This is a genomic window from Hydrogenophaga sp. YM1 (assembly GCF_016903055.1).
Taxonomy (GTDB): domain Bacteria; phylum Pseudomonadota; class Gammaproteobacteria; order Burkholderiales; family Burkholderiaceae_C; genus Hydrogenophaga; species Hydrogenophaga borbori.
In genome coordinates, this window is record NZ_CP070223.1 from 4221377 (window position 1) to 4248251 (window position 26875).

Genomic DNA, 26875 nt, shown 5'->3' on the forward strand with positions numbered 1-26875 from the left:
CATGCCGCGCTTGCACCGTTTCCTGCCCTTCCTGCAGTGGCCCCGCCCCGACGGCTCGCTGCTTCGCAACGAGGCGCTCGCCGGCCTCACCGTCGGCCTGATGGTGGTGCCGCAGGGCGTGGCCTACGCCGCGCTGGCCGGCATGCCGCTGGTCACGGGCATCTACGCCGCGCTGCTGCCGGCGCTCATCGCGGTGCTGTTCTCGGCCTCGCCGCGGCTGTCGGTGGGCCCCACGGCGCTCACCTGCCTGCTGGTGGGCTCCTCGCTCGCGCCGCTGGCCACGCCGGGCAGCGCCGAATGGGTGCAGCTCGCGGTGTGGCTGGCCCTGCTGTCGGGCGCCCTGCAGGTGCTGCTGGGGCTGGTGCGCTACGGCTGGCTGCTCAACCTGGTGAACTCGCCGGTGCTCATGGCCTTCACCCAGGCGGCGGCGGTGCTGATCATCGCCTCGCAGCTGCCCGCGCTCACCGGCTTCGACAACATGGGCGCCCTGCTCGCGGGCCGCGGCTGGCACCTGCAGGCCTTCGCCTTCGGCCTGGGCGCGCTGGCGCTGCTGGTGGGCGCGCGCCGGCTGCGCCCGGGCTTTCCCTCGGTGCTGGTGCTGGTGCTGGTCAGCGCGGGCCTGAGCCGGCTGCTGGGCTTCGAGGCCCAGGGCGGCCCGGTCATCGGCACGCTGCCGCAGGGCCTGCCCGCGCTCTTCCTGCCCGGCTGGCCGGGCTGGGAGACCCTGGGCGCGCTGGTGCTGCCCACGCTCATGATCACGCTGGTGAGCTTCCTGGAGACGGCCAGCAGCGCCAAAGTGGACAGCGGACAGCGCGGCGCGCGCTGGGACCAGGACCAGGACCTCATCGGCCAGGGCCTGGCCAAGCTGGCCTCGGGCCTCACCGGCGCCATGCCCACCAGCTCCTCGTTCTCGCGCTCGGCGCTTAACCTGTACGCGGGCGCGCAAACCGCCTGGGCCACGGTGTTCTCGGTGGCGGTGGTGCTGCTGGCGCTGCTGCTGGCCATGCCGCTGCTGCACCATGTGCCGCTGGCGGTGCTGGCGGCCATCGTGGTGCTGCCGGTGTGGGGCCTGATCAAGCCGCGCGCCTTCGTGCTCCTGTGGCGCCTGTCGCGCGTGGAAGCGCTGATCGCCGGCGCCACCTTCGCCATCACGCTGCTGGCCGCGCCGCGCCTGTACTGGGGCGTTCTGGCCGGCGTGGTGATGGCGCTGACGCTGTTCCTCTACCTGCGCCTGCACCCGCGCATCATCGAGGTGGGCCTGCACCCCGACGGCAGCCTGCGCGACCGCCACCTGTGGCAGCTGCCGCCGCTGGCCCCTCGCCTGTGCGCGCTGCGCATGGACGCGGCGCTGGACTTCGCCACCGCCAGCGCCCTGGAGCGCGCCGTGGCCGACCACCTGCAGCAGCAGCCCGACACCACGCACGTGATGCTGGTCGCGCACCCCATCAACTGGATCGACGCCACCGGTGCCGAGGCCTTCGGCCGCCTGCGCGAGCGCCTCGACGACCAGCGCGTGCACCTGCACCTGGTGGGCGTGAAGCTGCCGGTGGAGCGCGTGCTGCGCACCGCCGGGCACCTGTACGAGAACGAGCGCCTGCACCTGTACCGCACCGAGGCGGAGGCGCTGCAGGCCATCGCGCAGGGCGCCACCGCCGAACCCGAAGCCGACCCCCGGGACTGACGCCACCCTGTCGGTCGGCTCAAGACTGGCGCGGTCGCGCCGAAAAGGCTGTTGGTCGTACATTCCCCAACAGCCCGGTGTTCACGCCCGCGCGGAGAAACGGTTGAACCTCAGTTCCGGTTCCCAGGAGACGCCTGACGAGTTCGCGCAACTCGACGCGTTCGCCCTGCTCGTGCAGGGCGCCCTGATGCGCTACGACTTCGACGCCCGGGGCCAGGGATCGCTGGTGTACATCAGCGAAGGCTGCACCGAGCTCTGGGGCGTGGACGCCGCCACCATCCTGGCCCACGAGGCGGTGATCTGGCTCATGGCGCCGCGCGAGCAGCGCCGCCTGCTGCGCAGCGGCTTCCGAGAGGCCACGCGGCGCGGCACGCCCTGGGCGCACGAGTGGCGCATCGTCGACGCGCGGGGCCGCCAGAAGTGGCTGCGTGCCATGGGCAAACCGCGCCCCCAGCCCGACGGCCGCGTGCACTGGACCGTGCTGGTGAGCGACGTGACCGACAGCGTGCGGGCGCGCTCGCTCGACCTGGCCAGCGACGACCGCTTCCGCCGCATCTTCGACAGCATCCCCAACATCGCCGTGCAGGCCTATGGGCCCGACATGATCGTGCGCTACTGGAACAAGGGCTCCGAGCACGTCTACGGTTACCGCGCCGACGAGGCCATCGGCCGCAGCATGCTGGAGCTGGTGATCCCGCCCGAGCTGCGCGGCAGCTTCGACCGCAACCACCAGCGCACGCTGGACGGGCGCGCCACGCTCAACACCGGCGTGCACTGGCTGCTGCGCAAGGACGGCGCCGCGGTGGAGGTCCAGTGCAGCGAGATCATCACCGAGCACCCCGAGCGCGGCGTCGAGATCTTCTGCATCGACTTCGACCTCACCGAGCGCCGCCGGGCCGAGGACCAACGCCTGGCGCTGGAGGCCCAGCTGCGCGAGTCGCAGAAGCTGGAGGCGCTGGGCACACTGGCCGGCGGCGTGGCGCACGACTTCAACAACATCCTTGCGGCCATCCTGGGCAACGCGCGCCTGGCGCTCGACGACGCCCACGAAGCGCCCGCCGTGGCCGAAAGCGTGGGCGAAATCCTCAAGGCCGGCGCGCGCGCCAAGGACCTGGTGCGCCGCATCCTGGCCTTCAGCCGCCGCCAGGCGCTGCAGCGGCGCGTGATGCCGCTGCAACCGGTGGTGGACGAATCGGTGCGCCTGCTGCGCGCCACCATCCCCAAGGGCGTGGAGCTGAGCGTGCGCTGCGACCCCGACACCCCCCCGGTGCTGGCCGACCCGACGCAACTGCAACAGGTGCTGCTCAACCTCTGCACCAACGCCTGGCAGGCCATGCCCGAGCGCTCGCGCGGGCGGCTGGAGATCGAACTGCAGCCGCACGCCGGCCCGCCGCCCCTGCCGGTGGCCGGCGTGCTGGCCCAGGGCCCGACGCAGGACTGGCCCGCGCTCGGCGTGCGCCTGAGCGTGCGCGACAACGGCATGGGCATGGACGAGGCCACCCTGGCCCACCTGTTCGAGCCCTTCTTCACCACCAAGCCACCGGGCGAGGGAACGGGCCTGGGCCTGGCGGTGGTGCACGGCATCCTGCGCGACCATCAGGCCGTGGTGCAGGTGCGCAGCCGCCCGGGTGAGGGCACGCGGTTCGACCTGTACTTCCGCGCGGCGGCTGCGCCCGTGGACGGCGGCGAACCGGCGGCGGCGCCCGAGGCCCACCGCGCCACGCCGGCCGTGCGCGGCGCGCGCATCCTCTACGTCGACGACGACGAACTCATCGCCGACCTCATGCAACGCCTGCTGCGCCGCGCGGGGCACGAGCCACGCGTCTTCACCAGCCCGATCGAGGCCCTGCGCGCGGTGGGCAATGGCGAGGTGGATTACGAGCTGGCGATCCTGGACCACTCCATGCCCGGCATGAACGGCGTGGAGCTGGTGCGCGCGCTGCGCGAGCACCAGCCCGGCGCGGCGATGGCCATCACCTCGGGCTACCTCAGCACCGAGCTGCGCCGCGACGCCGCGGCCGCCGGCATCACCGAGCTGATCGACAAGCCCAACACCGGCGAGGACCTGCTGGAGGCCATCGACCGGCTGGTGCAGCGCCTGCGCCAGCCCTGCACGCCGGGCTGAGCGCGCCGGACGGGCCCGTCAGGCCGAGGTGCCGTCGAGCAGGCGCCGCGCGGTGGCGAAATCCAGGCCGTCGATGGCCGCGGCCAGCGCGGCCACGCGCTCGGCGCCGAAGTGAACCTCCAGCGCGGCGCGGCAGGCCTCGAAGGTCTCGACACCGTCCAGGTCCTGCGTCGCCAGTTGCTCGGCCAGCCGCTCAAGCTGCGCGGCCAGCGCCGGTGCGTCCGGATCGGGGCCGGGCGTCGCCAAAGGCACCGGTCGCGGGCGCGTGGCCTCGGCCGGCACGGCCACCCGCAGCGCGTCGAACGCGGCGTGCACGGCCGCCAGTGCCGCGCCGGCGGGCGCGGGCTCGCCGCCCGGCTCCAGTGCGGTCTCCAAGGCGGTCGCTGCGCGAGACAGGGCCGATGCACCCAGCACGCCCGCGCTGCCGCGCAGGCGGTGGGCCCGGGCCCGCCAGGCCACGCGCGCCTCGGCGTCCCAGCGGTCGGCGGCCCCGGGCGGCAGCGCCGCCCAGTCGCCGTGTTCGGCCAGCAGGCGCGCGAGCAGGCGCTGGAACAGCGACAGATCGCCGCCGAGCTGGCGCCGTGCGGCCGCGGCATCAATGCCCTCGATCGCCGGCCAGTCCCCGGCGGGTGCTCGGGGCGTCACGGGGCCGGGCGCCACGGGCGCCGGTCGCGGCACCGCCGCCGGCGCATGCGCCGCCAAGGCCCCGCGCGCCGAGGCGGCGCGGCGCACCGCCTCGATCAGTTCCTCGGGGTCGATCGGCTTGGCCAGGAAGTTGCTGAAGCCCGCCTGCAGTGCGCGGCGGCGCTCGTCGGCCAGCGCGCCGGCCGTCAGCGCGATCACCGGCAGATCCACCAGGCGCAGCTCGTTGCGGATGCGGTTGGTGGCCTCCAGGCCATCCATCACGGGCATCTGCACGTCCATCAGCACCACGTCGAAGGCGGCGGGCGAGGCGCGCAGCCAGCCCAGGGCCTGTTCGCCGTCGCCGCAGGTCTGCACGCGCGCGCCCTGGCGCTCCAGCATGCGCCGCGCGATGTCCAGGTTGATCTCGCTGTCATCCACCAGCAGCACGGCCAGGCCCGCCAGGCCGTTCGAGTCGCTGGCCGCGGGGGGCGGCGCGGGCCGCGGCAGGTCCGAGGCCTTGGCCGGGCGCAGCGCCACGCGCAGCCAGAACTCGCTGCCCCGGCCGGGCTCGCTGTTCATGCCCACGTCCCCACCCATGAGCGCGACCAGCCGGCGCACGATGGACAGGCCCAGGCCGGTTCCGCCGAAGCGCCGCGTGGTGGTTTCGTCGGCCTGGGTGAAGGGCTGGAACAGCCGTGCCTGCACCTCGGGCGGGATGCCGATGCCGCTGTCGCGCACGCTCAGGCGCAGCTGCGGGCCTTCGCCGCCGCGCAGCACCTCGGCGCTGATGACGACACCGCCCTGCTGGGTGAACTTGAGCGCGTTGCCCACCAGGTTGACCAGCACCTGGCGCAGCCGCGCGGCGTCGCCCATCACGTAGGCCGGCACGTCCTCGGGCAGGCACAGCGACAGCGACAGGCCCTTGTCGCGCGCCGGCAGCGCATAGACCGATTCCACCTCGCGCAGCAGGCCCCCCAGGGCGAAGGCCTCGTCGGCCAGGCGCATTTCGCCGGCCTCGATCTTGGCCACGTCGAGCACGTCGTTGACGATGCCCAGCAGCGCGCGGCCCGCGGTCTGCGCGCTGTCGAGCAGGGCGCGCTGCGAGGCGTCGAGCGGCGTGTCGCCCAGCAGGTGGGCCACGCCCAGCACGGCATTGAGCGGGGTGCGGATCTCGTGGCTCATGTTGGCGAGGAAGGCGCTCTTGCTCTGGCTGGCCGCCTCGGCCGCGCGCATGGCCTCGCGCAGGCTCTGCTCGTTGGCCTTGCTCTCGCTGATGTCCTGCGAGGTGCCGTACATCCACTCGGGGGCGCCGTCCTCGTTGCGCGTCTGCACCTGGCCGCGGTCGAGCACCCAGACCCAGCGCCCGTCGGCGTGGCGCATGCGCACCTCGCATTCGTAGAACGGCAGCTCGCCGTCGATGTGCCGGCGCAGGCGCTCGCGCGCCAGCGTCAGGTCCTCGGGGTGCACATGGTCCCGCCAGGCCCGCACGTGGCTGGGCCTCAGCACGTCGTAGTCGTGGCCCAGCATCTCGGCCCAGCGCTCGTTGAAGCGCGCATCGCCGGTCAGCATGTTCCATTCCCAGGTGCCGGCGTTGGTGCCCCGCAGGATGCTCTGCAACCGCAGGCGCTCGGTGGCCTGCAGCGTGAGCGCGGCCTCCAGTTCGCGGCGGTTGCGGTTGCGCTCGGTCACGTCGTCGACGACGGCGTACCAGCCATGCACCCGGCCGTCGCGCGCGTCGGGCAGGTAGGTCAGCCGCAGCTCGCGCGGCTCGCCGGTGGCGGGCGTGCGCACGGTGACCTCGAAGGTCTGCTGGCGGCCGTCGAGTACGGCTTCGATGCGCGGCTGCAGGCGGGCGTAGGTGGCCTCGTCGAGGGTGTCCTTCACGCGCAGGCCCACCATCGTGCCGCCCTCGGGCTGGCGCCAGTGCAGGTTGGCGCGGTTGGCCGCGCGGTTGATCTGGTCGCGGTCCCAGTAGCTGATCATGGACGGCACGGCATCGAGCACCGTGCGCAGGAAGCGCTCGGTGTCTTCCAGCGAGCGCGTGCGCTCGGCGACGCGGTCTTCGAGGCGGGCGTTGAGCTCGGCCGTCTGGCGGTGGCGGCGGCGCAGGTTCAGCCAGAGCGCGTGCAGCGCCGCCAGCAGCACCGTGCCAAGCGCGCCCGTCCAGGCCACGCCGCGCGGCGACGGCAGGTCGAACTGCGAAGCGAACGAGGGCCGGGCCTCGGTGTGGATCGCCCAGGAGCGACCGAAGGGCACGCGCAGCAGGGCCTGCGAGAGCGCGCCGGCCGATGGCGCCTCGCCCAGCGCCGCCGTGCTGAAGAAAGGCTCGGCCAGTTCGGGCTCGGTGATGTCGGTCAGCGTGAGCGAGATCAGTTGCTCGCGCAGCGGCAGTCCGGCGATCAGGTCATCGAACACGATCGGCGCATAGACCCAGCCATAGGCCGCGGCGTCGCGCTCCTGCGGGCTGTCGATCGGCATGCCCCGGCGAAACACCGGCAACATGACGACAAAGGCACGCGCTCCCGGCGCCTGCACCAGCGTCGTCGGGCGCGACATGAACGGGCGGTTGCGCCGCACGGCCTGCGCGGCCATCTCGCGGCGAAACGGCTCCGCGGCGATGTCCAGGCCGACCGCCTGGTGGTTGAGCGCCAGGGGCTCCACCAGCTCGACCACGATGCGCTCGCCCCCGTTCGGGCCCTGGCCGTGGATCGGCGCGTCCGCCACGCCCAGGCGCTGGCGCAGGCGGCGGTAGTCGTCCTCGCCGCCGGGCGGCAGGCGGCGCATGAAGCCAAAGCCGCGCACGCCGGGGAATTCGTGCTCGAGGTCGCGCGAGCGCATGTAGGCGCGAAAGTCGTCCACCGTCAGGCCATGCTCGCCCGCCTGCTGGGCCACGCCGCGCGTCGCCTGCAGGCCGTACTGGATGAGCGAGAGCCGGTGGGTGATGTCGTCGGCCACCTCGCGCGACTGTGCCTCGAAGCGCGCGCGCACGTAGGCGTCGTTGGCGCGTTCGCGGTGGAGCACCGCCACGGCCGTGAGCAGGGCCCCGCACAGCAGCGTGATGGCCACCCAGGGCCAGGAACGGCCGCCGCCGGCAAGCCCCATCGCCGCCATCAGAGCTTGAAGACGCGCACCGTCTGCGTGACGGTGCCGGCCTGCGCCGCCAGCGAGGCGGCCGATGCGGAAAGTTGTTCGACCATGGCCGCATTCTGCTGCGTCAGGCTGTCGAGCTGGGCCACGGCCGCATTGACCTGCGCCACGCCTTGGGATTGTTCGTTGGAGCCGGCGCTGATCTCGGCCACCAGTTCGCTCACGCGGCCGATGCTGCCGGCACTCTCCTGCACGGTGGCGCGCGTCTCGCCCACCAGGCGCGCGCCGGCCTCCACCTGCTCCTGCGAGGCCTGGATCAGCGCCTTGATCTCCTTGGCCGAATCGCGCGCGCGCGCCGCCAGCGAGCGCACCTCGCCGGCCACCACGGCGAAGCCGCGGCCGTGCTCGCCGGCGCGCGCGGCCTCCACCGCCGCGTTGAGCGCGAGCAGGTTGGTCTGGAAGGAAATGCCGTCGATCACGCCGACGATCTCGGTGATGCGCTCGCTGGCGGCCTGGATGTCGGCCATGCGCCGCGCCACCGATTCGATGGCTTCGCCGCTGCGCTCGGCCTGGCCGCGCGCCTGGCGCGCGAGCTCGGCCGCGCGGCCCGAGGACTCGGCGTTGGCCCGGATGGTGGCCGTTATCTGCTCCAGCGAGGCCGCGGTCTGCTGCAGGTTGCCGGCCTGGGCCTCGGTGCGCGCGCTCAGGTCGGCGCTGCCCGCGCTGATCTCGCGCGTGGCGTGGTGCATGCCCTCGACCTGGGTGCGCACGTCGCTCACCACGGCCTGCAGGTTCACGTTGAGCTGCGACAGGCCGCGGTGGATGCGCCCGATCAGGCCGCCGGCGGCGTCGGCGCTGCGCGTGGCCAGGTCGCCGGCGGCGAGCCGGTTGGCCGACTGCAGGATGCGGCCCAGCGGCCGGTCGCCCTGGCGCTGCAGCCAGGCACCCGCCAGCAGCGCGGCCACGCTGGTGAGCCCGATGGCGGCGGCGTGGCTGGGCAGGTAAGCGCCCAGCAGCGCGCCGGCCGCGCCCATGGCCAGCAGCGACAGCAGGGTGCGCTGCGCGAACACCCAGCCCGCCGCGCGGCCCAGGCGCGCCAGCGGCGCGCGGCGCCGCACTTCGCCGGCCGACAGCACGTGCACCGCGCGGCCGACCGCCGCTTCCTCGCGCATGCGGGCGTACAGCGCCTCGGCCGCCTGCACCTGTTCGCGCGTGGGCTTGGTGCGCACCGACATGTAGCCCGTGATGCGCCCGCCGTCGATCACCGGTGTCACATTGGCCAGCACCCAGTAGTGGTCGCCGTTCTTGCGGCGGTTCTTCACCAGGCCCGACCAGGGGTGGCCGCCCTGCATGGTGGCCCACATGTCGCGGAAGGCCTCCTGCGGCATGTCGGGGTGGCGGATCATGTTGTGCGGCTGGCCGAGGAGTTCCTCGCGCTCATAGCCGCTCACCTCGACGAACGAGGGGTTGCAGTAGACGATGCGGCTCTTGAGGTCGGTGGTGGAGACCAGGGTCTGGCCTTCCTGCATCAGGTATTCACGCTGCGTGACCGGTCCGTTGTTGCGCATGCTTGTGCTCCTTGGGCGAGTACCCGGGTTCTCGGCGGGAAATCGGCCAACTTGTGCCGGGAAAACCTGCTTCTGCGTCCGGCCGGACAGACGGCCAGAACGTTCAGGCGGCACGCGCCAGCGGGACAGGCAGGCTGTCGGGCACGGCCTGGGACGGCAGGTGGCGGCTCGCCCACCAGCGCAGCACGCGCGGCAGCTCGCACCAGTGCCACAAGCTGCCCTGGCCACGCAGGCCTTCGGCCGGCGGGTCGTCGAAGATGAACACCTCCAGGTCCGAGCGCCAGCGCGCCAGCTGACCCACCAAGGCGCGGCCGCCCGCGCGGTCCAGGCGCGCGTCAACGATCGCCAGCGCCGGCGGCTGCGCCAGCGCGAGGCGCAGGGCCTCCACCGGGTCGCTGGTCCAGCGCACCTGCGCGGGCACCGGCCAGCGGGCGACCTGCTCGCGCACGTCCTGCAGCGCCTGGCCGCGCGGGCAGAGCACCAGCACCTGCAGGCTGCCGTGCCCGAGGCCGGGGGGTAGGGTGGGTGCCATGTCGATCTCCAGGTCCATGGCAAGGATGGTGCGCGCGCGGCCGCGCCGGCGCTGCGGGGAAATCTGGACGCGCGGGCAGCGGGGAACCCCGTGTCAGAGGTCGTCGGCGCTGATCAGGCCCTCGCGGATCGCCAGCCGCACCAGCGCGGGCAGGTCGCTCACGCCGAGCTTGGCCATGAGCCGGCTGCGGTAGCTCTCCACCGTCTTGGGCGACAGGTGCAGCTGCTCGCCGATGGCCGCGCTGGTGTGGCCCTGCACCACCAGCTGGATCACCTGGCGCTCGCGCACCGACAGCGCGGCCAGGGGGTTGTTGTCGTCCGCCTGCGTGAGCCCCTCCACGGCCAGCTGCGCCACCGGCCCGCCCAGGTGCTTGCGGCCGCCGGCCACGGCCTCCACCGCCTCCAGCACCTCGCGCGCGGGCGAGCCCTTGAGCACGTAGCCGAAAGCGCCAAGGCGCATGGCCTCGGCCACGTGGCGCGGCTGGGCCGACATGGTGAGCATGACCACGCGCGACGGGGCCTTGCGCTGCACCAGCTGCTCCAGCAGCTCGAAGCCCGAGCGCAGGCCGAGGTGCAGGTCCAGCAGCACCACCGACGGCGCCAGGCGCACGATCTCGGCCAGGGCCGCCGTGGGGTCGGCGGACTCGCCCACCACGCGGTGGCCGGCGTCCTCCAGCACGGCCTTCAGTCCGTCACGCAGCATGGCGTGGTCGTCAACCAGGTAGATGTCGCTCATGAGGGGGGTTCTCCGTTGTGGTCGTGTCGGCCGTGGCTCGATTCAGTTGTCGGTGTCCGGCAGTTCGCCGAACACGCTGCCGGGACGGGCGGTCCAGATCAGGGTGATCCGCGTGCCGCGCCCGCTGCGCGCGCGGGCGCTGAGCCGCGCGCCGATGGCCAGCGCGCGCTCGCGCATGCCCACCATGCCCAGGTGCCCGGGTCGCCCGAAGGCCAGTTCCTCGGGCAGGCCCACGCCGTCGTCGACGACGTCCAGCCGCAGGTGGGTGGCGTCGCCCTCCAGGCGCACCACGATGCGGCTGGCCTTCGCGTGCAGCAGCGCGTTGGCCACGGCCTCGCGCGCCACCATGAAGGCGGCGTACTCCACGTCGTCGGGCCAGCGCTGCGCGACCACGTCGCCCACGGTCTGCAGGTGCAGCGCCACCCCCTCTGCCTCGGCCGCGCGCTGGCGGATGTCGTTGTCCAGCGCGGCCGTCAGGCCCATGTCTTCCAGCATGGGCGGGCGCAGCCGCACCAGGGCCTGGCGCACCTCGGCGATGGCGTGGTCGATCTGGCGGCCCACCGTGTCCGAGCGCTCCTGCGCGCGCGGCGGCAGCAGCTCGCGGGTCATCTGCGCCAGCGAGTCGAAGGACAGGCGGATCGCGCCCAGGGTCTGGCCGAGCTGGTCGTGCAGGGTCTGGGCCAGCTCGCGCGTGGTGACCTGCTCCTGGTTCAGCAGGCGGTGCGTGAGCTCGGAGAGTTCGAGCTGGTACCGCGCCAGCGCCTGCTCGGCGCGCACGCGCTCGGTCACATCGCGCAGGATGGCGGTGAGCAGCTTGTGGCCACGCACCACGGCGTGCGAGATCGAGGCCTCGAGTTCGAGCTCGGCGCCGTCCGCGCGCAGGCCCTTGACACGGCCGAAGCCCATGGGCCGCGTGGTGACCCGCGAGTTGCCGAAGCGCTGCATCAGGGCCAGGTGCTCGCCCCGGTGCTCGGGCGGCAGCAGGCTGTCCAGCGGCTGGCCGATCATGGCCAGCGCCTCGCGGCCAAAAATGCGTTCGGCCGCCGGATTGAACATGGTGATGCGCCCGACCATGTCGACGCTGATGACGGCATCGCTGGCGGCGTTGATGATGGCGCCCAGCACCTCGCCTTGCTCGCGCAGGCGCATCTCGCTCAGGCGCTCGGCCGTCAGGTCGCGCACCTGGGCCAGCAGCCCGATGGGTTCGCCGTCGGCACCGAACACCTTGGTGAGCCGCCACTCGCCCCAGATGTCGCTGCCATCGCGGCGCAGCAGGTGGGTCTCGAAGGTCCAGGGCCCCTGGCCGGCGATCATCTGCGGGCGGATGGCGTGGCGCGCGCTGTTGGCCGGGTCCTTGTCGCGGAAGATTTCGTCGACGTGGCGGCCCTCGGTTTCGGCTGCGCTCCAGCCGAACATGCGCTCGGCCGCGTCGTTCCAGAACAGCACGCGAAAGTCCATGTCCACCAGGTACATGGGCGCGGGCAGGTGCTGCAGCACGGCCTGCAGGCGGCTGGCGTCGTGCAGCACCTGCGTCAGGGTCTGTTCGCTGCGCGAGCCGCCGCCGCCCTGCGCGGGCAGGCGTCGCATCTGCTCGGCGATGACGCGCAGCACCGTGCCGGGCGCGGCGTCCGCCTGCGGACCCAGGCGCTCGGCCACCACGTCCAGCATCTGGTTGAACGGCCGGGCGAGCCGGCGCGACAGCCAGAAGCCGCCCAGACTGACCAGCAGCACCGTGCCGCCGCCCCAGACCAGCACGTAGCGCTCCAGCTCGCGCACCGGCGCCAGTGTCATGCCCAGGGGCTGCCAGGCCACCACCTGCCAGTCGGTCTTCACCGGCAGGGTGGCGCGGTCGATGCCGTGGCGCACCAGCAGGATGGCCTCGCCCTGCTCGTCCTCAAAGACCCGCGGCGTGCCCACGGGCGTGCCCAGCAGGTCCAGCCACTGCGTGGCCGACAACCCCGCGCGCTCGCCGAGCAGGCGCCGGCCGTCCTGGTCGGCCAGCTCCAGCTGCAGGCCGCGGCGGGCGTCCGTCGGGCCCAGCACATCCCGGCGCAGCGCGTCGTAGTAGGCGGCGTCGAGGTGGGCGGCCAGCACGCCGGCGGGCTGGCCGTCGGCGCCGTGATAGGGCATGGCGAGGTCGGCGAGTTCGGTGGGCACCGGCCGCTGGAGCGCCGCCAGCGGCTCACGCAGCGACACGGGCGGATGCAGGCTGCCGAACCAGGTGCCTTCACGGCCCTTGAGGTACACCGGCCGCTGCGCGATCGACACGCCCTCGAGCAGGCCATCGCTGGCGGCCAGCACCAGGCCTTCGCTGTCGGTGGCGCCGATCCACACGTACCCCCGGTGGCGCTGGCGCAGGCGGTCCATTTGCAGGCGCCAGCCCTGGGGCGACACCTGCTGGCTGGGCGTCAGCGTGAGCAGGTCGAGTTCGGCGGCGTGGCGCGCGAGCACGCGCGAGAGCCGGTCGGCATAGATGGCGGCGGTCTGCTCCACCCGCTGCTGGGCGCGCCGCTCGAGCTCGTCGCCCACCACCCGCTCCACCGACCACACCATGAGCGCGAGCAGCACCAGTGCCACCGCTGCGGGCAGCAGTGGCAACCAGAGTTGTACCGAGCGCTTGCGGTCTCCCGCCATGCCGGGGGCTTCCTCCTGGCCCGCTCCGCCAGCCTCCCTGACGGTCGTTCTATCGGGCGTGCGGCAACTCTACGTTACAGACGCCTCTGTGCACAGGGGGAATACAGCCATTCCCCTCGAAGACACCGGTGTCCGCCGGGTTTGAGCAACACCGCCCCCTGGCTGAGCGCCCGACCGGCCACGCCGGCCGCCGAACCGGTGGCCCCAGCCCCCATTTGCATAGCACGCCATCGGCGGCTAGAGTGCCCGCTCCGGGGGATACCCCCCGCAAGACCCGCACACGACGGGTGGGAGGCCACACCAATATGGAACACACGAGCAGCGAACGGGCGATCGCCGAAGGCCATGCCTTGTGGGACAACGCCCCCTGCGGCCTGCTCGCGCTGGACACCGGCCTGCGCGTGCTGGCCATCAACGACACCCTGCTCGACTGGCTGGGCCACGACCGCGCCGACGTGGACCGGCTGGCCAGCGGCGGCGACCTGGACTTTCCCACGCTCGCCCGCCTGCGCGACGAGGCCGACCTGCAGCAGCTGCGCGACCACCTGCACGAGCTGCGCGCCCAGGGCCGCGCGCTCCCGCTCACCCTGCGCCTGTTCGGCAAGGACGGCGCCTTTTTCTCCGTGGAGCTGGTCTCGCTCGCGGTGCGCGACGCCAGCGGGCGCTTCTTGCGCTCGCACACCGCCGTGGTCGAGGTCACCGGCCGCGACCGCATCGAGCGCCAGATCGTCGCGCGGCTGCGCCTGCTGCAGGCCATCACCGACCGCACGCCCTCGCGCCTGGCCTACTACGACAAGGACCTGGTCTGCCGCTTCTGCAACGCCGCCTACGCGGCCGGCTACGGGCTCACCGCCGACGAGGTCATCGGCATCGACCTCAGCCGCGTGCTGTCGCCCGAGGTGCTGCCCGAGGTGCTGCCGCGCGTGGCCAAGGCGCTCAACGGCGAGTCGCTGAGCCACGAGGCCGAACGCCCCGACGCCGACGGCACGCCGCGCTACCACGAGGTGCACTACCTGCCCGACAGCCACGACGGCGAGGTGCACGGCTTCTTCATCGAGCTCATCGACATCACCGAGCGCCGCCGCACCGAGGACTTCGTCTTCAACGCCAACCTCGACCTCGAGGAGCGCGTGGCCCAGCGCAGCGCCGAGCTCTACGCCAGCGAGCAGCGCTTTCGCCTGATGTCGCACGCCATCCGCGACCACGCCATCTTCTTCCTCGACCCCGACGGCGGCGTGGCCGACTGGACCGACAGCGCCCAGCGCCTGCATGGTTTCGAGCGCGGCCAGATCCTGGGCCGCTCGCTGGACGCGCTGTTCGAGCCGCAGGACAAGGACCTCGCGGGCCTGGACGTGCAGGTGATGCTGGACGTCTGCCTGGAGGAAGGCCACGCCGAGCACGAGGGCTGGAGCCAGCGCCAGGACGGCACGCGCTTCTGGTCGCACGCCACCCTGACCGCGCTGCGCGACCCGCAAGGCCGGCTGCAAGGCCTGTCGGTCATCACGCACGACCTCAGCGAATCCAAGCGCCTGGCCGACGTGATGGCGCGACTGAACGAGGAGCTGCAGCACCGCGTGACCGAGCGCACCCAGCAGCTGGACGCCGCCAACCGCGACCTCGACGCCTTCTCCTACACCGTGGCGCACGACCTGCGCGCGCCGCTGCGCCACATCGGCCAGTACGTCGCGCTCACGCAGGAGGGCCTGGACCCGGCGCAGCACCACGAGCTGCTGCAGTTCCAGACCGCCATCGGCACCGCCGCCAAGCGCATGGGCCAGATGATCGACGGCCTGCTGGAGTACGCGCGGCTGGGCCGCCTGAGCGTCGACCCCTCGCCGGTCTCGCTCACGCCGCTGATCCTGGGCATCGTGGGCCGGCTGCGCGCCGAGAACGCGCCGCGCGAGATCGACTGGGTGGTCGACCCCCAGCTGCCCGTGGTGGGCGGCGACGCCATCCTGCTGGCCGAGGTGTTCGGCCAACTGCTGGACAACGCCGCCAAGTTCACGCGCCGCGTGGCCCAGGCGCGCGTCGAGGTCGGCCAGCTGCCACCGGTGGGCGGGCTGCACACCCTGTTCGTGCGCGACAACGGCGTGGGATTCGACCTGGCCAAGGCCAAGTCGCTGTTCGTGATGTTCCAGCGCCAGCACCACTCCATGGACTACGAGGGCATCGGCATGGGCCTGGCGCTGGCGCAGCGCATCGTGCTGCGGCACGAAGGCCGGCTGTGGTGCGACACCGCGCCTGGCCAGGGCTGCACCTTCTTCGTGGAGCTGCGCGCGCCGTCGACGGACCTGGAACTGCCCTGAGCGCCGGGCGCGGCGGGTCCGACCCACACCGGCCTCAACCGAGGGAGCGAACGATGACGAACTACCTGATCTCTTTTCCCGCCGGCGCGATGAGCGTTCCCGCCGAGGAGATGGCGGCCGTGGGCGACGCCGCGCGCGCGGTCATCCGCGAGGCGAAGGCAGCTGGCGTGTACGTGTTCGGCGGGGGCATCAATGGAGACGTCGCACCGCTCATGGTCGCCTCGGACCGCACGGTCACCCCCGGCACCTATCCGCAGACGAAGGGGTTCGACGGCGGCTTCTGCGTCCTGCGGCTGCCATCGCGCGACGCCGCCATCGTGTGGGCCGCCCGGATCGCCACCGCCTGCCGCTGTTCGCAGGAGCTGCGCGAGTTTGGGCACGACCCGGAGACCTAGCCGAACCGGGGCACGCGGTGCCACTGCCGTGGCGGCCGGTGCTCAGGGCAGGCCGCAGCCCGCGTCATCGGCCTCGGTAGCGGCCAGCAACGCCAGCCACAGGGCGGGCTGGGCCGGACCGGCGCCCGGCCGGTTCAGGCCGTGGTCGGCACCGGGCCAGCGCCGAACGCACAGCCGCGCGGGTCGCGCCACCGCCTCGCGCCCGAAGCGCTCATAGGCCTCGGCGGGGATCAGTTCATCGGCGTCGCCCCACCACTGCCACACGGCCCAGACCGGGGCCGTGAGCGGCTCGAACAGGCGCCAGGCCAACAGGTCGCGCCAATGGCCCAGGCTGCGGCCGTGCACCAGGTCGTCGTCGGACCGCGCGCTGGCCGCGGCCGCACGGATCTCCGCCCAGGCATCGGGGCGGCCGATCCGCTGCGCCTGCAGCCGCAGGGTCTCGGCCGGGTCCAGCCCGCTGGCCGACAGCAACACCAGGCCACGCAGCGAGGTGCCCAAGGCCTGGCCCAGCGCGGGCAACAGGTCGCCGCCTTCGGAGATGCCCACCAGCCAGGTGGGCCGTTCGGGCTCGCTCGCCCGCAGCGCTTGCAGCGCGGCCAGGGCGTCGGCCTGCCAACGCGTGGGCCGGTCGTCGCGCGCGAAGGCCTCGCCGCAACCGTCGGGCGCGGTGCGCACCCAGGGGTTCGTGAGAGGTTTGTGCAGCACCCAGACCTGCGCGCGCTCCAGGCCCGCGAAGTAGGCCGGGGCGATGGGGCCCAGACCGGCGCAGCCCGAGCCCGGCACCACCACCACGCGCGGCGCGGCCGCGTCGGGGCTGGCCTCTCGCCGCAGCACGGGCACGCGGCGGCCCGGCGCCGATCCGGGCAGGTCCACGCGGCTCCAGGGCGCACGGAGCGCGGCGCTCGGCCCGTCGGGCGCGGCCAAGGCCGATGGCGCGGCCGCCGCCGCGCCCGCGCAGGCCAGCAGCAACGCGGCGGCCGTGCGCGGCAGGCCGCGCCAGGGCTTCGCGCGCAGGGAAACGCCGGGCACCACCGGCTCAGCGCAGGATCATCACCTCGGGCTGGGCCGGTGCCGCGCCGGCCGGCGCGTTCGCCGCCCCCGCCGGCGAGGCGCCGCGCAGGCGCGGCGCGAGCGCGCGGTCCAGCGAGAGCTGCTCGCCGAGCTGCGCGAACACCTCGGCCGCCAGGCTTTGCGAGGTCTCGCGCATCACCTTGGCGCGGTTGGGTGGCATCACGTCACCGCGCGCCGACAGCAGCTTGGTGTCGTTGCCCGCGCCCTGGGCCGAGAACGCGGCCTTGATCTCGTAAGTCCGCGTGTCGATGAGCGAGAAGTCGGCCAGCAGGTCCAGGCCGTACTGGTGCGTGGCGCTGCTGGTGCCCTGCAGCGGCGAGAACGCGTCGCGGAACTCGATGCTGGAGAGCTGCCCGAACAGCACGTAGTCGGCGCCGGCGAATTCGCCCTTGCGGATGCGCGCGATGATGTCGTTCACGTCGGGCTGGCGCACCGGCTTGGCGATCTTGCCGGTCTTGACCTGCTGCAGGGCGCGCTCGGCCGCCGTGGGCTGCGGGTCGCCGGCGTCGAAGCCCTTGCCCTGCACCAGGCGAAAGGACGTGCCCTTGAGCAGGGCGCCGCGGATGTCGTTGCTGAAAGCGCGCAGCTCGCGGTGCTCCATGTAGGAATGCGTGCCGGCCACGTAGGTCATGCTGGCGCTGCCGCTCGCGCTGAGCGAGGTCGGCGTGGCCTTCATGGCGCTTTGCTGGCTGGCCGTGGCGGCCTCGAAGTACTCGGCCACGCGCTGGGTGTAGCCCAGGTCGGTGACCGCGATCCGCGGCGCGGCCTGCGCGAAGGCGGCGCCGGCGAACAGGGCGGCACCGGCCGCGAGCGTGGCGGCGAAGGCGCGGCGGGAAGGTTTGAGGGGGGTCATGGTGTGCCTCCGGATCAGCGCTTGCTGGTCTTGCGGATTTCCTTCTCGTCGGCCCATTCGAGCGAGCCCTCCTCGTTGTCGAACAGGTTGAGCGTGAACTTGTAGTACACGTCCTTGGTGGAGCTGTTCTGCTTCACGATGCTGGTCAGTTCGCCCTCGAAGCGGTACTTGGCCGCCGTCATCTTGCCGAGCTTGGCCGTGGTGTTGGTCTTGTAGAGCCCGCTCTGGTTCTGGCGGTTGAGCTCGTCGACCTGGTTCTGCATCTCGTTGATGTTGGCGACGAAGCGCACCTTGCCCGACTTGGTCAGCGCGGTGCGGATCGAGTTCATCACGTTGGTGGTGTCGATGTACTCGCTGGTCTTGTTGCGCACGGTGGCGATGGTCACCGTGGGGCGGCCCTGCAGCACCTCGGTCTCGAGCAGGCTGCCGACCATGGACTCGGCGATCAGCTGCAGGTCGGAGGAGCCGAACTCATTGGTCACGAGCTCCACGGCCTTGGCGTCGCCGTAGTTGACCTGGCGGTCGAAGCGCACCACCGGCTGGCTGCGCTTGGTGGCGCAGCCGGCAAGCACGCCGACGAGCACCAGGGCAAGGAGGATTCGGGTTTTCATGGGAAGAAGGTCCGTTGGTCGTGAAAGGGGATCAGGGCGTCTCGAAGCTGAGTTCGAGCCGGAAGTCGGCCACGCTCAGGTGCGGGGCCGTGCCCTTGAGGGTCTGCTGCGCCTTGGCGAACAGGTTCAGCTGTTTCCAGGCGTCGCCGTCGCCGACCTGGTTGCCGTGCTGGTCGAGCCAGCGGTAGCGGTAGTACAGGGCCTGGTCCTTCTCGCCGCCGTTGCGCAGGTCGGACTGCACGGAGAGAAAGCCGCCCTTGCGCGCGACACGGATCTCGGGCACGGCCATGTCGGGCGCTTCGCCGCGCCAGGCCAGCTTGGCCGCCACGGCGGGCGACACCGAGGCCGGCACGGCGTCGGCGAGCGCCAGCGGCGCCGCCAGCAGACAAGCGCCGGCCAGCGAGGCCCGGGCGCACCAGTTCAGGATAGGGTTCATGCTTGGATGGGGTTGGGGTTCACAGGGCGGCGGCCGCGGCCTTGGCGGACGTCGTCGGGCGGGGCTTGCGGGCCGGCTTGGCCGCGGGTTTCACGGCCACGGGCTTGGCGGCCGGCGCCACGGCCGGCGTGGCCACCGCCTCCACCAGGGGCAGCTGGCCGAACTGGCCGACCGCGCCCGCCAGCGGGCGACCTTCGTACAGGCGCAGCGGCACCACGGCGTACTGGCCGTCAACGCGGGCCTTGCCGAAGCTCACGCCGTGCAAGCTGATGTCGTGCTCGCCGGGCGGCAGGTGCGCGCGCGCCAGGTAGACACGCCCGGGCAGCATGCGCCACATGCGGTCGTCGGCCTGTTCGGTGGCGGCCGACGCCACGATGCCGATCAGGCCGCCCAGCAGGCCGCCCTGCTTCTGCAGCTGGTCCTGCACCACGCCCTTGGCGATGGCGCGCGAGAAGCCGCGCATCACCATGCCCGGCATCTCGTCGCGCAGGGCGCGGCGCGCCATCACGTTGAGGTCGACCACCTTGCTCAGGGGCAGCGCGCGCTCGCCGACCTGCAGGCTCTCCAGCGGGGCGTCGCGCGAGGGATCGATCACCGGGTAGGAGATGCTCACCGTGCGGATGCTGGAGCCCACCGGCACCGGCAGCGTGAAGGCCTTGGGCACGCGCGCCGGGGCCACCCCGGCCTCGACGACGAACAGCACGTCGGTCATGCGCTGCTTGCGCTTCCAGGTGAAGCCGGTGCGCTCGTCCAGGCCGCGCAGGCCCTCTTCCAGCGCGGGCGCGCCCGGGCGCAGCTCGATGGCCTTGCGGTAGCCCGGCGCGGCCAGGCCCGGCTCGTTGAGCGATTCGTAGACGAAGCCCGCCAGGTAGTGGCTCAGCGCGTTCTGGTAGCCGTTCTGCAGCGCCAGCACCTCGGGGTCGTCCAGCAGTTCGACCGGGTAGCCGTTGATCTCGCGGCCTTGGGCCTGCACGCCGCGGCCCTTGGCCTCGTCGACCGTGCTCTGCGTTTCCTTGCTGCGGAACTCGGCGATCACGGCCTCGCGCTCATGGGTGCGCTTGATGTCCACGCGCGCCTCGTCGATGCGGCCCTGACCCAGCCGGTTGAGGGCGAGGCGGGTGGTGAGCCAGACCTTCTCATAGTCCTGGCCCTCGTACACCTTGAGGCGCTCGCTCACCAGCGCCGCGCCCACGGTGCCCATGAGCTTCTGCGGGTCGGTCTTGGCCGCCTGCTCCCATTCCTGCACCTTGGCGTCGGCGGCCAGGAAGGCCTCGGTGCTGGGCTCGATCTGGCCGTCCAGGCGCAGCAGCTCGCCCTTCTCCAGGTTGTAGAGCAGTTCCTTGCGCGCCTCGGGCGAGGCGTGGCGCTCGTCCAGGCGCGTCAGTGCGGTCTTGAAGTCCCCTTGTTGTCCTGCCGCCTGCATCTGCGTGGCGGTCTCGTGGTGGCTTTGCATGCTGGCGCAACCCGCCAGCCACACCGTGGCCAGCACCGCCAGCCAGGTCACCCCTCTTTTTGCTTTCATCTCACTCCTCCGATTGAGTTGGTCCTCTGGGCCCGCCCAATCTCGACAGATGTGAACAAAAGTTAAGGGGCGACCAACGGCAAGGCGTGGGAAAGTGCACAGGTGAGTGCACGGCCGACGCCGCGCGGTGGCTTCAGCGCGCCGAACGGGCGCGACGGCCGGGGGCAGCGGCGACGCGCTCGACCAGCCAGGCCAGGCCCGGGTCCTCGCCCGCGCGCCGGCTCATGGCGAGCTGGTGGCGAAACGGCTCCAGGGCAAACGGCAGGGCGCGCCGCACCAGGCCGCGGGCCGCGGCGTCCGGCGCCAGGTCGTCGGGCACCGTCAGCACCAGCTCGCTGCGCGGCAGCAAGCCCAAGGCGGCGCCGAAGTGGGCGGCCACCAAGCGGATGTCGCGCGCATGCCCCAGGCGCGCCAGCGTCTGGTCGATGCCGCCGAAAGCGCCCGGCTGCACCAGCACCTGCAGGTGCTGGGCCGAGAGGTAGCGCGCCAACGTCAAGCGCCCGGTGGCCAGCGGGTGGCCGGCGCGCATCAGGCACACATAGGGCGACTCGCGCACCGTGCGCACGGCGATGGTGTCGTCGGCGCTGTTGAACACGCCCAGGGCCAGGTCCAGCGCGCCGGCGCGGATCATGTCGGCGGCGTTGCTGCGGCCCGCGTGCAGCAGCTGCAGGCGCACGCCGGGCGCGTCGCGCAGCAGGTCCTCGAGCACCGGCCCCAGCAGGGCCTGGGCCGCGTGATCCGAGCAGCCGAGGTGGAACTGGCGCTGCGACTGGCGCGGATCGAAGGCACTGGACAGCGAGAACACGCGCTGCGCGCGCGCCAGCAGGGCGCGCACCTCCGGGTGCAGGGCCACGGCCCGCGGCGTGGGCACCATGCCATGTCCCTGGCGCACCACGATGGGATCGCCGCAGGCCGCGCGCAGGCGCGACAGCGCGTGGCTGACCGCCGGCTGCGTGAGCGCCAGCCGCTCGGCCGCGCGCGTGACGCTGCGCTCGCTGAGCACGGCGTCGAACACCACCAGCAGGTTCAGGTCGAGGCGGCGAAAGTCCATGTCCCATTATCAATCTGCTTCATGAACGGGAATGGAAACAAATCATTTGATGCCAACGGGACCCTTTCCTAGAGTGCGAAGCGGAGCGCATGAACCCCTTGCATCCAGAACAACGACCGGAGACACGCCATGCCCTTTTCTTTCCACCCCGTCCGCTGGCTGCGCGCCGGCGGACTCGCCCTGCTGGCCGCGCTGCTCGCGCCCGCCCACGCCCAGTCCCCCGCCTGGCCAGACCGTCCGCTGCGCATCGTCGTGCCCTTCGGCGCCGGTGGCAGCACCGACGCCCTGGCGCGCATCGTGGGCGAGAAGCTCTCGGCCGCGCTCAAGCAGCCGGTGGTGATCGACAACCGCGCGGGTGCGGCGGGCGCCATCGGCGCCCAGGCCGTGGCCAAGGCCGCGCCCGACGGCTACACCTTCCTGCTGGCCACCAGCAGCACGCACGCGGTGCTGCCGCACCTGCGCCCCCTGCCCTACGACGCCCAGCGCGACTTCACGCCCATCGCGCGCCTGGCCACGGCGCCCAACGTGCTGGTGGTGAGCCCGGCGCTGAAGGTCGCCACGGTGGCGGAGTTCCTGCAGGCGGCGCGCGCGCGTTCGGGCACGCTGAACTACTCGTCCAGCGGCAATGGCTCGGTCACGCACCTCATCGGCGCCGACTTCGCGCAGCGCGCCAAGCTGCCCACCACGCACGTCCCATACAAGACCGGCATCCAGGCCCTGCCCGACCTGAACGGCGGCCAGATCGACTTCGCTTTCGACAGCATCGTGTGGACGCTGCCCCAGGCGCAGGCCGGCAAGGTGAAAGCCCTGGCCATCGGCAGCGCCCAGCGCTCGCCGCTGGCGCCGGACCTGCCCACGCTGCGCGAGGCCGGCTTCGAGGGCTTCGACGGCACCACCTGGTTCGCCCTAATGGGCCCCGCCGGGCTGGACCCCAAGGTGGTGAGCGAGCTCAACCGCCACGTCAACACCGTGCTGCGCGACCCCGACCTGCGCGCGCAGTTTCAGCGCCAGGGCGCCGAGCCCCTGGGCGGCAGCCCGCGCGAGCTGGAGCGGCTCGTTCAGGAGGACGGCCAGCGCTGGGCCGCGGTCATCAAGGCAGGCAACATCAAGATCGATCAGTGAGTCCCATGTCCCAAGACCCGACGGCGTCAGCGCCCCACCCCCACTTCCGCGAGCTCGTCGCCAGCGAGCGCCCGCTGGTGTTGCCCGGCGCGCACGACGCCATCTCCGCCCTGCTCATCCAGCAGGCCGGCTTCAAGGCCTATTTCATCGGCGGCTTTCCGGTGGTGGGCGCGCGCCACGGCCTGCCCGACATCGGCTTGGCGACGCTGGGCGAGCTCAGCGCGGCCTACCGCGACATCATGGCCGTGTCCGACCTGCCCGTGCTGGTGGACGTGGACAACGGCTACGGCGACGTGAAGAACGTGGTGCACGCGGTGCACACCTATGAACGGATGGGCGCGCAAGCCCTGTTCTTCGAGGACCAGGTCTCGCCCAAGCGCTGCGGCCACATCAAGGGCAAGGAACTGCTGCCCTGCGAGGAGATGGAGCGGCGCATCCGCGCCGCGGCCGAGCAGCGGCGCGACCCGCGCACCTTCATCATCGCGCGCACCGACGCGCGCGAGGTGGTCGGCATGGACGAGGCGCTGCGGCGCGGCGAACGCTACGCGCGCGCGGGCGCCGACGGCCTCTTCATCGAGGCGCCCGAATCGGTGGCCGAGCTGGAGCAGGTGGGCCGCGCGCTCCAGGGCGTGCCGCTGATGGCCAACATGCTGGAAGGCGGGCGCACGCCCATCCTCAAGCCCGCCGAGCTGGAGGACCTGGGCTTTCGCATCGTCATCTACGGCATCTCGCTGCTGATGCGTTCGGTGAAGACCATGATGGCCAGCCTGGAGGACCTGCGCAGCGGCGAGCTGCGCCTGGTGGGCTCCGGCGTGGGCTTCGAGGACTACAAGCGCATCGTGGGCTTCGATCGCTGGGCCGCGCTGGAGCGCCGCTACGGCGGCTGATCAGCCCGCCAGCCGCGCGCGCACCTCGTCCGCGCGCGGGATCGGCGCCACCGCGCCATAGCCTTGCGTGGACAAGGCGGCCACCGCCGCCGCGTAGCGGCCGGCTTCCAGCAGGCCGTCGCCGGCCAGGCGGCGCGCGACGAAGGCGCCGCCGAAGGCATCGCCCGCGCCGGTGGCGTCCACCGGCTGGCAGGGAAAAGGCTCGATGCGGTGGCGCTCATTCGCGTCCGCCACCAGCGCGCCCTTCTCGCCGAGCTTGAGCGCCACCACCTTCGCGCCCAGGCGCAGGCAGTGGTCCACCAGGGCGTCGGGCTCGCTCAGGCCGGTGATGGCCACCACATCGTCGTAGCTGGGCAGGCAAATGTCGCAGCGCGCGATCACGTCGCTCATGACGGCGCGCGCGCGGTCCACCGGCCATAGCTTCAGGCGCAGGTTGGTGTCGAAGGACACCAGCGTGCCGGCCTCGCGCGCCATGGCCATGGCCGCGTAGGCGGTGTCGCAGGCCGTCGGCGAGATGGCCAGCGAGATGCCCGAGAGGTGCAGCACCCTCGCGGCGGCGATGCGCTCGCGCGGCAGCTGCGCCGCCGTGTAGCGGCTCGCGGCCGAGCCGGTGCGAAAGAAGCTGAAGTGGTGGCCGCGCTCGTCGTGCGTGACGAAATAGATCGCGGTGAAGGCCTCGGGATCGGCCCGCACGCTCGCGTGGTCCACGCCCTCCTCGTCCCACAGGCGGCGCAGCATCGCGCCGTACGGGTCGTCGCCGAGCGCGCCGAGGTAGCCCACGCGCGCGCCCTGGCGGGCGGCGGCCACGGCGAAGTTGGAGGTGTCGCCGCCAAAGCCCTGCAGGTACAGGCGGCCCTGGCCCTCGCCGGTCTGGTTGAACTCGACCATGGCCTCGCCCAAGGCGAGGATGTCGAGTGCTTCTCCCGCCACGACTGCTCCCTTCGCCATCTCAGATCCGGCCGTACTTCGCCAGGCCCTTGCGCAGCGATTTCTCCGCGATGATGAGCTTGGCCTGCTCCAGCTCGCGCTCGTCGATCTCGCGCGCCACCTTCAGCACCTCTTCGGCCTGGGCGCGCGGCACCACCACCACGCCGTCCACGTCGCCCACCAGGATGTCGCCCGGGTGCACCAGGACGTCGCCCACGCGCACCGGCACCTGAGAGGCCACCGTGCGGTAGCGGCCCAGCGTGGTGCCGGGGCTCACGTCGCGCGCATAAACCGGGAAGCCGTAGTCGCGGCGGATCTCGGTGAGGTCGCGCACGCCGCCGTCCAGCACGGCGCCCACGTGGCCATTGGCCACGGCGCCCGCGGTCATCAGGCCGCCCCACACCGCCACGTCGGGCTCGCCGCCCTCGATGCTGATGACGATGACGCTGCCCGCCGGGGCCTCGTCGATCAGGTCCAGCGCATGCTGCGGCGGCACGAATTCGTCGGTGGCCGCCTCCAGCACGGTGGCGGCGGGGCCGCAGATGCGCTTGTCGTTGATGCGCGGCTTGATGCAGGCGGCCATGTAGCCGCGCTTGCCGCAGACCTTGTCCACCGCGTCGGCCACGGAGGCCACGGCAACCTGGTTGAATCCGTCGATCAGTTCTTTCATGTCCTGCTTTCTTGCAATGTTTGCTGGTGTCGTTGGTGGTGTCGTTGGTGGCCTCACCACCGGTTGAGCCAATTCAGGGGCGCCTCGCCGCGCAGCACGCGCGCGGCCTCTTCGGCTGTCTTGCGCTGCAGGTCGCGCATCGCTTCCTCGCTGTACCAGCCCATGTGGTTGCTCACCACCACGTTGTCCAGGCTGAACAGCTTGTGGATGCCGGGCGGCTCCTGCTCGAACACGTCGAGCCCGGCGCCCAGGATGCGGCGCGCGGCCAGGGCCTCGTGCAGCGCATCGGTGTGCACCAGGCCGCCGCGCGCGGTGTTCACCAGGATGGCCGTCGGCCGCATGCGCGCGATGCGCTCGGCGTTGATCAGGTGCCGCGTCTGCTCGTTCAGCGGCGCGTGCAGCGAGATCACGTCGGACTCGGCGCACAGGGTGTCGATGTCGGCGCGCTCCACGCCATCGGGCAGCTCGGCGCGCGGGTCGTTCACCAGCACGCGGGCAAAGCCGAAGCCGGCGAACTTCTCCAGCGTCATGCGCGCGATGCGGCCAAAGCCCACCAGGCCCAGGGTGCGCCCGCGCAGGCGGAACATGGGCTGCAGCACGCCCGTGGACCAGCGGCCCTCGCGCACCTCGCGGTCGTGCAGCCACAGGCGGCGCGACACCGCCAGGGCCAGGGCCACGGCCTGCGAGCTCACCTCGTCGGTGCCGTAGTCGGGCACGTTGGCCACCGCGATGCGGCGTTCGCTGGCCGCCACCTGGTCGATGTTGTCCACGCCGATGCCGTAGCGAACGATGGCCTTGCATTTCGCCAGGCCCTGGATCACCTCGCGTGGCAGCGGCGACTCGCGCACCAGCACCACGTCGGCCTCGCGCGCGGCGTCCAGCGCGCGCTTCGGGTCGCGCCGGCAGGGGCGGACCTCGAAACGCGCCCCCTCGGCGCCCAGCAGGGCCTCTTCCTGGTCGTAGCTCGCGTACCCGTCGTCGATGGCGACGACGAGCCGCTCGAGCCCGCCTCCCTGGTTCAGTCCATTCACTTGCGGGTTGCCTCCACGGCCTTGAACAGCGCATCGACGTAGTTCTTGCCGATCTCACCCTCGGCCCACTGGCGCACCGGCGGCTGGGCCAGCTTGCGGAACTCGGCGATCTGCGCGGCGGTGGGTTCATAGACCTGCATGCCCACGCCTTCGAGGATCTTCTTGGCGTTCTTGTCCTGCTCGGCGGTCATCTTGCGGTGGATGGCCATCGCCTTCTTCACACCCTCGTCCACGGCCTTGCGCTCGACGTCGGTGAGCCGGGTGTAGAAGCGGTCGTTGACGAGGTAGCCGTGCACCGACCACACGTGGCCGTCCAGCGTGGCGTACTTCTGGTGCTGGTACAGGCTGGCGGCCAGGATGTTGGTCACACCGTTTTCCTGGCCGTCCACCACCTTCTGCTGCAGCGCGGTGGGCAGCTCGCCCCAGGGGATGGCCGAGGCCGAGGCGCCCAGCGACTCGACCAGGGCCTTGAACACCGGCGAGGGCTGGATGCGGATCTTCATGCCCTTCATGTCGGCCGGCGTCTGGATCGGGCGCAGGCTGTTGGTGAAGTGGCGCACGCCGTTGTCGGCGAAGCCCAGCGCGCGGATGCCGGTCTTCTTGACCATGTCGTCCGAGAAGCCCTTGAGCCACTCGGAGTCGTACACGCGCCAGGCGTGCTCATGGTTGTCGTACAGGAAGGGAATGCCCAGAACGCCGATGGGCTTGTGCACGGTGCCGATGGCGCCGTCGTGCGCCACGGCCATCTCCAGCGTGCCCAGGCGAAGCGCTTCCATGGTGGGCTGGTCCTTGCCGAACTGGCCGGCCGGGAAGATCTCGACCTTGATCGAGCCGTTGGTGGCTTTCTCCACGTGCTCCTTGAAGGCCAGGGCCGCCACGTGCTTGGGCTGGTCGTCCTTGGCGGGCTGGAAGTGCGCGTACTTCAGCGTCTTCTGCGCGTGCGCGGCCAGGGGCAGCGCGAGGGCCAGGCCCATCACGGCGACGAGGGTCTTGAACTTCATGGCGGG

Annotated in this window: 21 protein-coding genes; 6 read left to right on the plus strand and 15 right to left on the minus strand. The window is 72.2% G+C overall.

All coding sequences use genetic code 11. The features are described 5' to 3' along the window. Position 1: 1 nt before the first annotated feature. Together JNX00_RS19855 and JNX00_RS19860 are read left to right on the plus strand one after the other, a co-directional pair. Entirely contained in the window at positions 2–1681 is a 1680-nt protein-coding gene (locus tag JNX00_RS19855) for a SulP family inorganic anion transporter (RefSeq protein ID WP_204743400.1), read from the plus strand. A gap of 103 nt (positions 1682–1784) precedes the next feature. After that, positions 1785–3806: a PAS domain S-box protein gene (locus JNX00_RS19860; RefSeq protein WP_204743402.1), complete on the plus strand. Its 2022-nt coding sequence runs from the start codon at positions 1785–1787 to the stop codon at positions 3804–3806. 18 nt (positions 3807–3824) lie between these two features. On the opposite strand, the gene JNX00_RS19865 is transcribed toward JNX00_RS19860, so the two are convergent. The 5 genes from JNX00_RS19865 to JNX00_RS19885 all read right to left on the minus strand — a co-directional run bounded on the left by JNX00_RS19865 (position 3825) and on the right by JNX00_RS19885 (position 12986). Further along, positions 3825–7532: a CHASE domain-containing protein gene (locus tag JNX00_RS19865; RefSeq protein WP_204743404.1), complete on the minus strand. Its 3708-nt coding sequence runs from the start codon at positions 7530–7532 to the stop codon at positions 3825–3827. Positions 7533–7540: 8 nt separating this feature from the next. Then, positions 7541–9085 (minus strand): methyl-accepting chemotaxis protein, encoded by a 1545-nt coding sequence (locus JNX00_RS19870; RefSeq protein WP_204743406.1) that lies wholly within the window; start codon positions 9083–9085, stop codon positions 7541–7543. Positions 9086–9188: 103 nt separating this feature from the next. Further along, complete coding sequence (locus tag JNX00_RS19875) at positions 9189–9617, minus strand: hypothetical protein (protein WP_204743408.1); 429 nt, start codon at positions 9615–9617, stop codon at positions 9189–9191. A 93-nt stretch (positions 9618–9710) separates the two neighbouring features. Then, entirely contained in the window at positions 9711–10352 is a 642-nt protein-coding gene (locus tag JNX00_RS19880) for a response regulator transcription factor (RefSeq protein ID WP_204743410.1), read from the minus strand. A 42-nt stretch (positions 10353–10394) separates the two neighbouring features. Further along, positions 10395–12986 carry a PAS domain S-box protein gene (locus JNX00_RS19885; RefSeq protein ID WP_204743412.1) on the minus strand — a complete coding sequence of 864 codons (2592 nt, stop codon included), beginning with the start codon at positions 12984–12986 and terminating at the stop codon, positions 10395–10397. A gap of 305 nt (positions 12987–13291) precedes the next feature. Here JNX00_RS19885 and JNX00_RS19890 point away from each other — a divergent pair, with 305 nt between their 5' ends. Further along, entirely contained in the window at positions 13292–15292 is a 2001-nt protein-coding gene (locus tag JNX00_RS19890) for a PAS domain-containing protein (RefSeq protein ID WP_204743414.1), read from the plus strand. A gap of 53 nt (positions 15293–15345) precedes the next feature. Then, positions 15346–15687, plus strand: a complete 342-nt coding sequence (locus JNX00_RS19895; RefSeq protein ID WP_204743416.1) for a YciI family protein — start codon at positions 15346–15348, stop codon at positions 15685–15687. A 42-nt stretch (positions 15688–15729) separates the two neighbouring features. Here the strand turns inward: JNX00_RS19895 and JNX00_RS19900 are convergent, their stop codons facing one another. The 6 genes from JNX00_RS19900 to JNX00_RS19925 form a co-directional block, all read right to left on the minus strand. Further along, positions 15730–16716 (minus strand): alpha/beta hydrolase, encoded by a 987-nt coding sequence (locus JNX00_RS19900; protein ID WP_204743418.1) that lies wholly within the window; start codon positions 16714–16716, stop codon positions 15730–15732. Between the two features lie 7 nt (positions 16717–16723). Then, on the minus strand, positions 16724–17611 hold the full coding sequence (locus tag JNX00_RS19905; RefSeq protein ID WP_204743420.1) for a hypothetical protein: 888 nt from the start codon (positions 17609–17611) through the stop codon (positions 16724–16726). 14 nt (positions 17612–17625) lie between these two features. Then, positions 17626–18222 (minus strand): penicillin-binding protein activator LpoB, encoded by a 597-nt coding sequence (lpoB, locus tag JNX00_RS19910; RefSeq protein ID WP_070399362.1) that lies wholly within the window; start codon positions 18220–18222, stop codon positions 17626–17628. 31 nt (positions 18223–18253) lie between these two features. Beyond that, positions 18254–18658, minus strand: a complete 405-nt coding sequence (locus tag JNX00_RS19915; protein ID WP_070399361.1) for a YcfL family protein — start codon at positions 18656–18658, stop codon at positions 18254–18256. Positions 18659–18677: 19 nt separating this feature from the next. Further along, positions 18678–20180, minus strand: coding sequence for a hypothetical protein (locus tag JNX00_RS19920; RefSeq protein WP_070399360.1), 1503 nt, complete (start codon positions 20178–20180; stop codon positions 18678–18680). A gap of 133 nt (positions 20181–20313) precedes the next feature. Beyond that, positions 20314–21231: a LysR family transcriptional regulator gene (locus tag JNX00_RS19925; RefSeq protein WP_204743422.1), complete on the minus strand. Its 918-nt coding sequence runs from the start codon at positions 21229–21231 to the stop codon at positions 20314–20316. A 129-nt stretch (positions 21232–21360) separates the two neighbouring features. On the opposite strand from JNX00_RS19925, the gene JNX00_RS19930 reads away from it, so the two are divergent. Both JNX00_RS19930 and JNX00_RS19935 read left to right on the plus strand, forming a co-directional pair. After that, positions 21361–22353, plus strand: coding sequence for a tripartite tricarboxylate transporter substrate binding protein (locus JNX00_RS19930; protein ID WP_204743424.1), 993 nt, complete (start codon positions 21361–21363; stop codon positions 22351–22353). Positions 22354–22358: 5 nt separating this feature from the next. Further along, complete coding sequence (locus JNX00_RS19935; protein ID WP_070399357.1) at positions 22359–23240, plus strand: isocitrate lyase/PEP mutase family protein; 882 nt, start codon at positions 22359–22361, stop codon at positions 23238–23240. Here JNX00_RS19935 and JNX00_RS19940 read toward each other — a convergent pair whose 3' ends face one another. The 4 genes from JNX00_RS19940 to JNX00_RS19955 are packed head-to-tail and all read right to left on the minus strand — an operon-like array spanning position 23241 to position 26869. Next, complete coding sequence (locus JNX00_RS19940; RefSeq protein ID WP_070399356.1) at positions 23241–24188, minus strand: sugar kinase; 948 nt, start codon at positions 24186–24188, stop codon at positions 23241–23243. A gap of 1 nt (position 24189) precedes the next feature. Beyond that, positions 24190–24837, minus strand: a complete 648-nt coding sequence (locus tag JNX00_RS19945; RefSeq protein ID WP_070399355.1) for an RraA family protein — start codon at positions 24835–24837, stop codon at positions 24190–24192. Positions 24838–24890: 53 nt separating this feature from the next. Beyond that, on the minus strand, positions 24891–25868 hold the full coding sequence (locus JNX00_RS19950) for a C-terminal binding protein (RefSeq protein ID WP_239478189.1): 978 nt from the start codon (positions 25866–25868) through the stop codon (positions 24891–24893). Beyond that, the gene (locus JNX00_RS19955) at positions 25865–26869 is read right to left on the minus strand and encodes a DctP family TRAP transporter solute-binding subunit (RefSeq protein WP_070399354.1); all 1005 of its coding nucleotides are present in this window, start codon (positions 26867–26869) and stop codon (positions 25865–25867) included. The genes JNX00_RS19950 and JNX00_RS19955 overlap by 4 nt, the downstream gene beginning before the upstream one ends. Positions 26870–26875: the final 6 nt, after the last annotated feature.